The following is a 12334-nucleotide window of genomic DNA, read 5'->3' on the forward strand; positions in this document are numbered from 1 at the left end:
AATGATATACCATGACTCATTTGATAGATAAAAAAACTGTTTGGCTAAAATTGGCTTTGAGAATTTTTAGTATAGGATTGCTACCTACACTAACTGCTTATCCCGCGTTAGGTGCAGAGCGCATAAAATTTAATTATGGTCTTTTAGAAAGCTATATCCCAATTAGTTCGCTCGAAACCTATGCTAGAACAGGCAAATTAGACAATGATTTAGCTGGATATAGTCATTATGTAGACAAAAAACAACTAGCTCAACTGCGTCAGGTTTTACTAACTCCTATTCCTTTAAATCAAGTAGAAGTTTCGCAATTTCTTTATACACCCATTGGTGAGCGATTATTAGAAAAATTGGGGAAAGTTATTCAAACAGAATCTCACTTATCAGGGTTCTATGCAATTCGTGCAGCACTGATTTTGTCAGCCGCAGATTCTAAAGATTTTACGCTTTTAAATGTATTACACAAGTTTCCAGCAAGTGCAATTTCCATTAACTTAAACCAGAGTTTGGCAATAGCAGAGTCATTACAGAATTTAGTAAATCAAACTCAAAATGCAGTAGCATTTATTAACCAACAATCCCAACAAAAACTAACTATAACTTCTACACTTAAGACCATTCCATTAATGGACTTGGGAAAAATCGGAAGTTTTCGCTTCTCAAAGCAAACTATTACACTTAATGACCTCTCACGTCAGAGGAGATTTCCTGCTGATATTTACCTCCCAACTGCTCAAACTCCTCGGACGATAATTGTCATTTCGCACGGACTTGGTTCTGATAGAACGAGTTTTGCATATCTAGCTGAACATCTCGCTTCCTATGGTTTTGTGGTTGCTGTTCCAGAACATCCTGGTAGTGATGCAAGACAACTGCAAGCATTATTAGCAGGTACAGCAGATAGAGTTACCAATCCTAGAGAACTAATTGATAGACCTTTAGATATTAAATTTTTACTAGATGAACTTACTAGATTATCACAGTCTGATTCAACATTTAAGGGACGTTTAGATTTAGAACAAGTTGGTGTAATAGGGCAATCATTTGGTGGATATACGGCATTAGCATTGGCGGGTGCAAAGATTAATTTTGAGCAACTGAAAGCTGACTGTCCAGCTTTGGAAGATACGTTAAATGTTTCGCTTTTACTTCAATGTTTAGGGCTAAATTTACCAAATACTAAATATAATTTATCTGACGCAAGGGTAAAAGCAGTAATTGCGATCGATCCAGTTGATAGTAGTATTTTTGGTCAAGCTAGTCTCAGCCAAATCAAAATTCCGGTGATGATTGTATCTGGCAGTTCTGATACAGTTGCTCCCGCTTTAACAGAGCAAATTCAGCCTTTTACTTGGTTAACAACTCCAAGTAAATATTTAGTACTTATCAATGGTGGTACACATTTTTCTACTATTGCAGAATCACCAAATGCAACCGTACCTCTTCCTACACAAGTAATCGGTTCAAGTCCTGCTTTGGCACGTCGTTATGTTAAAGCTTTGAGTGTTCCCTTTTTTGAAACATACATTGCTGAACAGTCAAATTACCTTCCTTATTTGAGTACAGATTACGTTAATACAATTAGTCAGCAACCACTACCGTTAAGTTTAATTAAATCTCTGACAGATGAACAACTACAAAAAGCGTTTAAATAAATCTAAAATCCAAAATCTGAAATTAAATGACAAGCCCCTGACTTTAGGCATGGGGTCAATCCTTCAAGAATACCCGCAGCACCAGGGTAGTGAGCTAGAAAGTGCCAAGGGTAATGTGTCTTGTAATACCACCACAGAAGTTCCCTTTGGGCATTAGCTTTGAATTCGGAGGAAACGGCGTGACCGAAAACGAAAAGGATACAAGCCCCTAAATTTATTTATGGAGAAGTAAAAAAATGTATTTCCAGACACACAGCGCATCGCGTTTCGCGTCTCCCCTTGGGAGAAGAAATACGAAGTCCGTTTATAGAGCAACTAAATTTATTTATGGGGATCATTAATTTTGAATTTTGAATTCGGAGCGAAGCGACGTGACTTTTCCCATTAAGTCTGGAAATATCAAAATAAGGGTTTGAAGCTACAAGCAATTATCAATAAGTCATATTTAGTGTTTGATTTGATGTATAAATTATACAAATCCTGATAAACTATTCAAAAGCGGTAGATGAAATTGAACTTATTTACCTATCAAGATACAGGAAGTATTCAATGTTGTATGTTCTAGTGAAAAACTAGGGAACTAATCAGGAATTTTGCGGAGGTCGAGAGTTAATCAACAGAAAGTGATGAGCGAGTGCAACGGTGAAGAAATTCTTCGAGAACTCTGCGGTCATTTAAGATTTGATTCAAAAGGAGATCAACATGAGAACTATTAAGCCTGAAACTGATGAGCAAGTTGTTAGCTCTGGATGGACAACCGCGATCGCTATTCTCATGATCCTGTTGGGCATCATTGCGATCGCTTTTCCCTTCTTTGCCAGCGTTGCTTCAACCCTACTATTTGGCTGGATATTCATCTTTGCCGGAATTACTCAAATCGTTTATGCCTTTCAATCGAGAGGTGCAGGTAAAGTCATCGGGAAGCTGATTCTCGGTCTTTTATATCTCCTGGCTGGAATTTTCGTAGTGGTAAATCCGTTCAAAGGGGTGCTGGCCTTGACGTTAGTGTTGGGCATTACCATTTTTTTGCAAGGCATAATTCAAGTGTCCATTGCATTTCAAATGCGCCGGATTTCACCTAACTGGGGATTGATGCTGGTGAGCGGTATCATCGGCATTATTTTCGGTATTTTCGTTTGGTCTAACTTTCCGTTTAGCGCAATTTGGCTGATTGGCACTTTCATTGGAATCAATCTCTTGTTTGATGGAGTTTGGATGCTGACTCTGCATTCAGGACAGCGACGCACTTCACAGTAGAGATTCAGAGCCGCACCGCACACAACAGGACAAGTGGTATGCGTTTGTCGAGTGTGCCTCACAGTTTGACACACCTGCTATTGTTCAAAGCAAAGATTTAGAGAGCAATACCTTATGTCTAGCTACCTAGAATCAAAATCTCATCCTTCAGAGAGGCAGCAAGCTGCTAGTTTACTGCGATCATTGGGGTGGAGTGGGTTTTGGATACAGTTTGTTTTAACCATTGTTTCTCTTCTCATTTTAGGGTTCGCGATTCTCGATCCGACTCTCAACCTCAATCTCAAATCAGGGATCGGGTTGCTGTCCGTGATTGGTGGAATTGCGGCTTTAGGCTTAAGCATTTACTGGTTCTTTCGTTACGTTCATCTTGGGCAACAATTGTCAGCCCCGGAACCAGCCTTACATCCTAGCCGCAAGAAAATAATTCAAGTTTTACAACTAGGAGTTCTAGTCAACTTGGCAGCAATGTTACTGACGTTAGTCAGTATCGAAACAATTGTTGGAGGCTTGCTTCTCAAAACACTATCAGTTCCACCAGGAGCCGCTGTTTATCGGACAGGACAACTGATTGAGCCGATTGATATTTTTGTCGTACAAGCAAATATCAGTATGATTGTGGCTCAATTTGTGGGAATTGGAATTCCATTTTGGCTTGCAAGTCGTGTAGAACACCATTAGATAAGTGAGATGAACCTGAAGGCTCGAAATAATGAACTTTAAACGCATTCTGGTTGCCATTAATCATTCTCCTTTAACATCCATTGTGTTTGATCGGGCACTCAATTTAGCGCAGCAAGAGCAAGCTAATTTGATGATCCTTCATTGCCTCGTAGATTTTACTGCGATCAATCCAGGATTCGAGTCAGGTGGGACGTTTGGACTCTATCCGATCAACACTGGGCTTTCTCAATCATTTCGCGAGGAAACACTTCAGCTAGAGATTGAGCAGGCAAAAGTTTGGTTACAAGAATACTGTCATCAGGCAACTGCCCGAAATATTTCTGCTGAATACCAACACAATTTTGGTGAGCCAGGGGCAACGATTTCTAGTGTTGCTCAAGAGTGGAATGCCGATCTGATCGTACTAGGTCGGCATGACCACTCAGCGATGGGCTACGCCCCGCTGGAAGCGATCGCAGAATTTTTCGTAGGTAGTGTCAGCAATCATGTCGTTGACCATGCGAATTGTTCTGTTTTAGTCATAAAAGATACAAATCCTGATAAAGATAAATAAAGAGGGAAGAAGCATGAAAGTAATTGATAAGACTGGCGTATTAGGCTTAGAAATTGGGCAATCAACCATAAAAACAAAGACTCTTTCCCCAGAACTACTCCATAAGATAGATGCCTACTGGCGTGCCGCCAACTATCTGTCAGTTGGGCAAATTTATCTCTACGACAATCCATTGCTGAAGGAGCCTCTGAAACTCTCCCATGTCAAACCACTGGTGGTTGGACACTGGGGTACGACACCGGGACAGAACTTCATCTATGTACACTTGAACCGGGTAATCAAGAAATATGACCTAGATATGCTCTACATCGCTGGCCCTGGTCACGGAGGCCCAGCAATTGTGGGCAACGTTTACCTCGAAGGCACCTGGAGCGAAGTTTATCCCAACGTCACTCAGGACGAAGCTGGGTTGAAAAAGCTGTTCACGCAATTCTCATTTCCTGGTGGAATTTCCAGCCACGTTGCGCCGACAACACCGGGGTCAATTCATGAAGGTGGTGAGTTGGGGTACTCCCTCAGTCATGCTTTCGGGGCTGCCTTCGACAATCCCTCACTGATTGTCGCTTGCGTCATCGGCGACGGGGAAGCCGAGACAGGCCCCTTAGCGACCGCATGGCAGTCTAACAAGTTACTCAACCCAATTACCGACGGTGCCGTGCTGCCAATCCTGCACCTGAATGGCTACAAAATCAACAACCCAACCGTCTTAGCTCGTATCGAGCATGAGGAGTTAGAGCAATTTCTTAGAGGTTGCGGCTGGACACCTTACTTTGTGGAAGGTGACGAGCCGGAAAAGATGCACGAACTTATGGCCAGCACCCTGGACAAGGCGATCGCAGATATTCGGCAAATCCAAAGCAATGCACGGAACCAGAACGATATGACTCGCCCGCGCTGGCCGGTGATCGTCCTGAAATCGCCCAAGGGCTGGACGGGGCCAAAAGTCGTGGATGGTCTGCAAATCGAAGGCACATCGCGATCGCACCAGGTGCCGCTACTGGTGAACTCCGAGCATCCCGATCATGTCCAGCAGTTGGAAAGCTGGATGAAAAGCTACAAGGCAGAAGAACTGTTCGATGAGGATGGCCGACTCCTGCCGGAATTGGCTGAACTGGCCCCGAAGGGCGATCGCCGCATGGGTGCGAACCCCCACGCTAACGGCGGCATACTACTGCACGACCTACAAATGCCAGACTTCCGCGACCACGCGGTGTATGTACCTTCGCCTGGTGCTGTTGACGGTCAAGATACCCTCGTACTGGGCCAATTCCTGCGTGATGTAGTCAAGCTGAATCAGGAGCAGCGGAATTTCCGCATCTTCGGACCCGATGAGACACTCTCGAATCTTTTGGGCGCGGTGTTTGAAGTTACTAACCGTCAGTGGGAAGCACGGGAAGAAAAAAATGATGAATTCCTCGCGCCCGCCGGACAAGTATTGGACTCGATGCTCAGTGAACACCAGTGCCAGGGTTGGTTGGAAGGCTATCTGCTAACTGGGCGGCACGGGCTATTCAACAGCTATGAGGCGTTTATTCGTATCGTTGATTCGATGTTCAGCCAGCACGCCAAGTGGCTAAAGGTAACATCGGAACTGCCCTGGCGACGGAAGATTGCATCGCTGAACTATCTGCTCGCCTCCCACGTCTGGCAGCAGGATCATAACGGCTTCACGCACCAAGATCCAGGTTTCCTCGACCATGTAATCAACAAGAAAGCCGATATTGTGCGTGTGTACCTGCCACCCGACGCGAACTGTCTGCTGTCGGTCTTTGATCACTGTTTACGCAGCCGACACTACGTGAATGTGGTGGTTGCTGGCAAACACGCGCTTCCGCAATGGCTGAGTATGGATGCGGCGATATTGCATTGCACTGAAGGCATTGGCATCTGGCAATGGGCTAGCAACGACCAGGATACCGAGCCGGACGTGGTGATGGCTTGCTGTGGAGATACGCCAACGCTGGAGATTTTGGCTGCCGTTTCCATCCTGCGCGAACATCTGCCGGATCTGAAAATTCGGGTAATTAATGTTGTCGATCTGATGAAGTTGCAATCCGAGAGCGAACACCCGCACGGACTAAGCGAAACGGATTACGATTCGCTCTTTACCAAAGACAAGCACATCATCTTTGGCTTTCATGGATACCCCTGGTTGGTGCATCGGCTGACCTACCGCCGCACCAATCGCAATCTCCATGTCCGGGGTTACAAGGAAGAGGGTACGATCACAACGGCTTTTGACATGAGGGTACAAAATGACCTGGATCGCTTTCATCTGGTGCAAGACGTGGTGGATCGTCTGCTGCATTTGGGTAGTAAAGGAGCCTATCTCAAGCAAATGATGCAGGACAAGTTGATCGAGCATAAGCATTATATCGACAAGCACGGCGAAGACTTGCCGGAAATCCGCAACTGGAAGTGGGGGGCAGGAAATCATTCGTAATTCCATCTGAATATTAAGCCAATCACAATTCAACAGGAGAACATCGTGCAAATCCAAATCCATACCGGACATAATATCGAAGGTCACGAAGCACTAGCCACTCAGGTTAGCGGTGTAGTGGAAGAGAGCCTGAGCCGATTGGGCGATCGCATCACTCACGTTGATGTTCACCTGAGCGATGAGAACAGCGACAAGAAGGGCGGCGATGACGATATGCGCTGCATGATAGAAGCCCGCCTCAAAGGCCGCCAGCCCATCGCGGTAACACATCAGGCAGCGACCTTAGACCAAGCCGTTGACGGGGCTGCCGATAAATTGATCAGATTGATCGATAGCACTCTCGGACGGCTGCACCACCAAGAAAATCACAGAACTGACCCACCTCTGTCTAGCTCAATTAATAGTCAATAAATTTTCCCAGGAGTCAGAGATGAATGCACAAGACCTTATAGACACTGCAAGGATGCTGGTTGCCGACTACAAAGGTCTGCTGGCGATGGATGAAAGTAATCCAACCTGTAACAAACGATTCGCAAAGCTAGGCATTCCGCAGACTGAGGAAGCCCGACGCGCCTATCGAGAGTTGATTATCACCACGCCCGGTCTTGGTGAATACATTAGTGGCGCGATCCTCTACGACGAGACGATCCGCCAGCAAAAGAAAGATGGCGCTCCCTTTCTTCAAGTTATCATCGATGCGGGAATCATTCCCGGCATCAAAGTTGATATCGGTGCTAAGGATATGGCGGGTCATCCTGGAGAGAAGATCACCGAAGGTCTGGATGGCTTGCGCGATCGCCTCAAGGAATATTTTCAAATGGGCGCTCGTTTTGCCAAGTGGCGTGCGGTAATTACCATCGGCGTTGGTATTCCCAGCCGGGGTTGCATCGAGGCTAACGCCCAGGCGTTGGCTCGCTATGCTGCCTTGTGCCAAGAAGCCGGATTGGTTCCCATTGTCGAGCCAGAAGTGCTTATGGAAGGATCGCATACCCTGTCGAGGTGTAGCAAGGTAACAGAGGAAGTCCTACAAACCGTCTTCAACCAACTCTACACGCAACGGGTGATGCTGGAGGGCATGATCTTGAAGCCTAACATGGTGCTTCCCGGATTGACTTGTTCTCAACAAGAATCGGTGGATGAGGTGGCTGATGCTACGGTGAACTGTCTCTTGCGGGCTGTCCCTGCTGCTGTTCGGGGGATTGCGTTCTTGTCGGGCGGTCAATCCGGTGAACTAGCTTCGGCTCGTTTGAATGCGATGAATCTTAAATTCAAATTGCGATCGCCTACGGTGGGGCAAAGCCCATCGCCTTGGGCATTGGCGTTTTCCTTTGCCCGTGCCATCCAGCAACCGGCTTTGGAGATTTGGCAAGGTAAAGATGCTAATGTGTCGGCAGCACAGCAGGCTCTGCTGCATCGAGCTAAGTGCAATTGGGCGGCGCGCCGGGGCGAATACAAGGCTGCGATGGAAGGAACGGGAGCATGAAAACAAGTATACCTACCCCCCTACGCCTTTACCTGATTCGGCACGGCGAAACCGAGTGGTCGCTCGACCGTCGGCACACAGGTTGCACGGATATTCCGTTGACTGCAAACGGCGAGTCCGAGGCACGGGAACTTGGCAAGCACCTCCGGGATATCCAGTTTTCCCATGTGCTGACCAGCTCACTCAAACGCGCCCAACAAACCTGTGCGTTGGTCGGGCTGGATCAAGTCCCGGAAATTGAACCGGATCTGGTCGAATGGGACTATGGCGATTACGAAGGGCAGAAATCCGTGGATATCCGCAAGGAGCGCCCGGACTGGACTATTTTTCGGGACGGTTGTCCGCACGGTGAAATGCCCACCCAAATTTCTGATCGTGCTGATCGACTCATCGCTCGTCTGCGTTCCCTGGATGGCAATATCGCTCTCTTTTCCCACGGTCAATTCGGTGGCGTTCTGGCTGCGCGCTGGATCGGATTAACGGTGGATGAAGCGCAGCATTTCCCCCTTGGCACGGCATCGATCAGTATTTTCGCCTTCGACCCCCACCACCCAGACGTGTCGGTCATTGCTTTGTGGAATGCTGCCTCTCACGAAATATTCAACAAAGATTCTCTATCCTAAAAGTGTACTGCAATCTGCGCTTCCCTATCGGCTGCCTATCTTTTTCTGGAATATGCGCTGCTTGCCACAATCATTTTTGCGTGATTTACCAGTAAAGGAGCCATCTCATGACTGTATCTACCGATCAAGAAACGCTTTCGCATCTATCTTTAGAAGCACTACAAAAGCAACTGACTACTTCCAATCAGGGATTGAGCAAAAAAGAGGCACTGCAACGACAATCAAAAGGTGGCTACAACGAGTTACCCGAAACGACCGTCAGCCCAATAATGCAATTCCTATCGCACTTTTGGGGGCCGATTGCCTGGATGATTGAGGCGGCGGTCATTCTCTCAGCAATAGTTGGAGACTGGGTTAATTTTGGCATCATTTTGCTACTCCTAATTGGCAACGGAGTAGTGGGATTTTGGGAAGAGTTTCAAGCAGGTAATGCGATCGCTGCTCTCAAGGCAAAATTAGCACTCCAGGCACGGGTTAAACGAGATAACACCTGGACGCAGATCCCAGCCCGCGAACTGGTTCCTGGCGACCTGATCCGCTTGCGTCTGGGCGATATTGTCCCCGCAGATGTGCGGTTTTTGTCAGGCGATCCGGCACAGGTTGACCAATCGGCGTTGACGGGGGAATCACTACCCGTAGAATGCCAAGTGGGAAGTGTGCTGTACTCCAGTTCTATCCTCAAGCAAGGAGAATTGGATGGAATTGTCTATGCCACTGGAATTAATACTTACATGGGCAAAACCGCCCACTTGGTAGAATCTGCCCAGACAGTCAGCCACTTTCAACGAGCAGTATTGAAAATCGGCGATTACCTGATCGTGATTGCCCTAGTGCTGGTGGTAGTGGTGCTGGTGGTAACGCTGTTTCGGGGCGATCCGTGGCTAACTACCCTGCGGTTTTTACTGGTGCTGACGGTTGCCTCCATTCCCGTAGCAATGCCAACGGTGCTGTCAGTGACAATGGCTGTAGGAGCGCAAAAACTGGCGAAAAAGGAAGCGATCGTGAGTCGGCTGGCGGCCATTGAAGAGATGGCTGGAATTGACATTCTCTGTTCCGACAAAACGGGTACTTTAACTCTCAACCAGTTAACTCTGGGAGAGCCTTTTTGTGTGGGCAATACGGCTCCAGAAGCGCTGATCCTCAACGCCGCCCTTGCTTCTCGTGATGAAGACAAAGACCCCATTGATCTGGCAATTCTCGCTGGTCTGAAACCAGACCAACCTTTAGATGCTTACCAAGTTGTCCACTTCCAACCCTTTGACCCCGTGGGGAAACGTACCGAAGCCACCGTTGAAAGTGATGGCAATCGCTTTAAGGTAACTAAAGGTGCGCCACAAGTGATTCTGGCGCTCTCAAAAAATGTCGCTCAGGTGCAGCCGCAAGTGGATAAAGCGATCGCAGAGTTTGCCCAACGCGGATTTAGATCGCTGGGGGTTGCCCGGACTGACGATGGTGAGAACTGGCAGTTTTTGGGCGTACTACCGCTATTTGACCCACCCCGCAGCGACTCCCAACTGATGATTCAGGCAGTGAAAAAGCTGGGAATTGACTTGAAAATGTTAACGGGAGATCAACAGGCGATCGCCCGTGAAACTGCTCATCAACTAGGTCTAAAGGGAGACATCCTCGATGCCAGTTTGCTAGAAGCAGCCGCACCTCACGAAACTGGACAAGTTAGCGATGCGATTGAAGCCGCCGCCGGATTTGCTCAAGTCTTCCCGGAACACAAATACCATATTGTGGATGTCTTGCAGCAACGGGGGCATCTCGTGGGCATGGCTGGCGATGGTGTTAATGATGCCCCTGCCCTCAAAAAAGCTGATGCCGGGATTGCGGTTTCTGGAGCCACCGATGCTGCTCGTGCGGCTGCCGATATTGTTTTGCTCACACCTGGACTTTCTGTAATCGTAGAGGCGATTCAAGAAAGCCGCCGGATATTTCAGCGTATGAACAACTACGCTATTTACCGGATCACCGAAACCATCCGGGTTTTGTTGTTCATGACCCTTTCCATTGTGGTTTACAACTTCTATCCCGTCACCGCCATCATGATTGTGCTGCTGGCATTGTTAAATGATGGTGCGATTATTTCCATTGCCTACGATAACACCCGTCCTGCCAATCGCCCCGAAACCTGGAATATGCCCATCGTCTTGGGGCTGGCAACCATTCTGGGGCTAACTGGGGTAGTTGAATCCTTTGGACTGTTGTATTTGGGGGAACGGTATTTTCACCTTGATCGCAGTATTCTGCAAACACTAATTTACCTGAAACTCTCCATTGCTGGTCATCTCACCATCTTCGTGACGCGCACAAAGGGGCCATTCTGGTCAATTAAACCAGCGAAAATTTTGCTAACAGCCGTCCTGGTAACTCAATTCCTGGCAACCATACTTGCAGTGTATGGGATCTTTATGACTCCCATCGGGTGGGGTTGGGCTGGATTTGTCTGGATTTATGCGTTGATCTGGTTTTTGATTGAGGACTGGGTGAAACAGCGTGCTTATGGTGTGTTTAATCATGCTAAACCTGTCTATGTAACACGGGGTTTAAGACTGTTGAATCAATGGTTTTCTCATAAGCCTTTTTCCCACGTAACCCAAGCTGATATCTCTAAGCGATCGCCGTCAAAGAAGAATAAACCATGAGCTTACCCAAGATATTAATTTAATATTTGAGAGTTAAAAGTATGACCGATAAACATAACCACACTGATTCATCCTTAAACCCATTTCCCATCGAAAAGCTTGACGATTTGATTCGTCCTTTTATTGTGCCACCAGAACGAAAATTTTCTCTTGCCAAAGACTATGACCCAGCCTACAAAGCCGATCACCTCAAAAAGTCGAAAGCTAAAGGTCAATTAAAGGAAGGTATTGAGGCGTTAGCTGAATATCAGGATGTTCTCTATGCCCAAAACACCCATGCTGTGCTAATTATCTTTCAGGCTATGGATGCGGCTGGTAAAGATAGCACGATTAAACATGTGATGTCGGGTATTAATCCTCAAGGATGTCAGGTGCATAGCTTTAAAGAGCCATCTACGGAAGAGTTAAATCATGACTATTTGTGGCGATGTTCTAAAGCTTTACCCGAAAGAGGACGAATTGGAATTTTTAATCGTTCTTATTACGAAGAAATTTTAGTAACAAGAGTGCATCCAGAAATCCTAGAGCAGCGACCGATCTCTGTTAGTGTAATTGATAATAATATTTGGAAGCGCCGCTTTGAAGAAATCAACAACTTTGAGAAACATCTGGTTAATAACGGGACGATTATCCTCAAGTTTTTTCTCAATGTATCTAAGGAGGAGCAGAAAGAACGTTTTCTAGAAAGGATTAATCGCTCTGAAAAGAATTGGAAATTTTCTGTGAATGATGCGAAAGAGCGTAGCTTTTGGGATGACTATATGACTGTCTATGAGGATATGTTCAATCACACCAGTACAAAATATGCTCCTTGGTACATTATCCCCGCCGATCGCAAATGGTTTACTCGTCTGGTTGTGGCGGGTATCATTTACACGCAGTTAAAGGAACTGAACCTCAAGTATCCTACGGTCAGTAAAGAGCAACATCAGGAACTTTTAAATGCGAAGGAAATTCTGGAAAGCCAGAAAGAAGGATGAGAATTGGTTGATTT

Annotated in this window: 12 protein-coding genes; 11 read left to right on the forward strand and 1 reads right to left on the reverse strand. The window is 46.6% G+C overall.

The features are described 5' to 3' along the window. Window positions 1–11 precede the first annotated feature (11 nt). Entirely contained in the window at window positions 12–1652 is a 1641-nt protein-coding gene (locus tag ACYTXL_RS12265; protein ID WP_461924981.1) for an alpha/beta hydrolase, read from the forward strand. Between the two features lie 2 nt (window positions 1653–1654). Here the strand turns inward: ACYTXL_RS12265 and ACYTXL_RS12270 are convergent, their stop codons facing one another. Beyond that, window positions 1655–1870, reverse strand: coding sequence for an HAD family hydrolase (locus tag ACYTXL_RS12270; protein ID WP_461925035.1), 216 nt, complete (start codon window positions 1868–1870; stop codon window positions 1655–1657). 408 nt (window positions 1871–2278) lie between these two features. Between ACYTXL_RS12270 and ACYTXL_RS12275 the strand changes: the two genes are divergently transcribed. The 10 genes from ACYTXL_RS12275 to ACYTXL_RS12320 all read left to right on the forward strand — a co-directional run bounded on the left by ACYTXL_RS12275 (window position 2279) and on the right by ACYTXL_RS12320 (window position 12320). Further along, a complete protein-coding gene (locus ACYTXL_RS12275; RefSeq protein ID WP_363318227.1) occupies window positions 2279–2368 on the forward strand; it encodes a hypothetical protein in 90 nt (29 codons plus the stop codon). After that, complete coding sequence (locus ACYTXL_RS12280; RefSeq protein ID WP_461924982.1) at window positions 2355–2909, forward strand: HdeD family acid-resistance protein; 555 nt, start codon at window positions 2355–2357, stop codon at window positions 2907–2909. The genes ACYTXL_RS12275 and ACYTXL_RS12280 overlap by 14 nt, the downstream gene beginning before the upstream one ends. Before the next feature lie 114 nt (window positions 2910–3023). Continuing rightward, window positions 3024–3587: a DUF3611 family protein gene (locus tag ACYTXL_RS12285; RefSeq protein ID WP_461924983.1), complete on the forward strand. Its 564-nt coding sequence runs from the start codon at window positions 3024–3026 to the stop codon at window positions 3585–3587. A 31-nt stretch (window positions 3588–3618) separates the two neighbouring features. Continuing rightward, window positions 3619–4143 carry a universal stress protein gene (locus tag ACYTXL_RS12290; protein ID WP_461924984.1) on the forward strand — a complete coding sequence of 175 codons (525 nt, stop codon included), beginning with the start codon at window positions 3619–3621 and terminating at the stop codon, window positions 4141–4143. A gap of 13 nt (window positions 4144–4156) precedes the next feature. Continuing rightward, window positions 4157–6586, forward strand: coding sequence for a phosphoketolase family protein (locus ACYTXL_RS12295; RefSeq protein ID WP_461924985.1), 2430 nt, complete (start codon window positions 4157–4159; stop codon window positions 6584–6586). A gap of 45 nt (window positions 6587–6631) precedes the next feature. Then, the gene (locus ACYTXL_RS12300; RefSeq protein ID WP_461924986.1) at window positions 6632–6997 is read left to right on the forward strand and encodes an HPF/RaiA family ribosome-associated protein; all 366 of its coding nucleotides are present in this window, start codon (window positions 6632–6634) and stop codon (window positions 6995–6997) included. 19 nt (window positions 6998–7016) lie between these two features. Further along, the gene (locus ACYTXL_RS12305) at window positions 7017–8069 is read left to right on the forward strand and encodes a class I fructose-bisphosphate aldolase (protein ID WP_461924987.1); all 1053 of its coding nucleotides are present in this window, start codon (window positions 7017–7019) and stop codon (window positions 8067–8069) included. Beyond that, complete coding sequence (locus ACYTXL_RS12310; RefSeq protein WP_461924988.1) at window positions 8066–8692, forward strand: histidine phosphatase family protein; 627 nt, start codon at window positions 8066–8068, stop codon at window positions 8690–8692. Before ACYTXL_RS12305 ends, ACYTXL_RS12310 begins: the two co-directional genes overlap by 4 nt. Window positions 8693–8799: 107 nt before the next feature. Then, the gene (locus tag ACYTXL_RS12315; RefSeq protein WP_461924989.1) at window positions 8800–11340 is read left to right on the forward strand and encodes a plasma-membrane proton-efflux P-type ATPase; all 2541 of its coding nucleotides are present in this window, start codon (window positions 8800–8802) and stop codon (window positions 11338–11340) included. A 41-nt stretch (window positions 11341–11381) separates the two neighbouring features. Beyond that, the gene (locus ACYTXL_RS12320) at window positions 11382–12320 is read left to right on the forward strand and encodes a polyphosphate kinase 2 family protein (RefSeq protein ID WP_461924990.1); all 939 of its coding nucleotides are present in this window, start codon (window positions 11382–11384) and stop codon (window positions 12318–12320) included. Window positions 12321–12334 lie beyond the last annotated feature (14 nt).

The sequence above is a fragment of the Nostoc sp. genome, assembly GCF_054880495.1.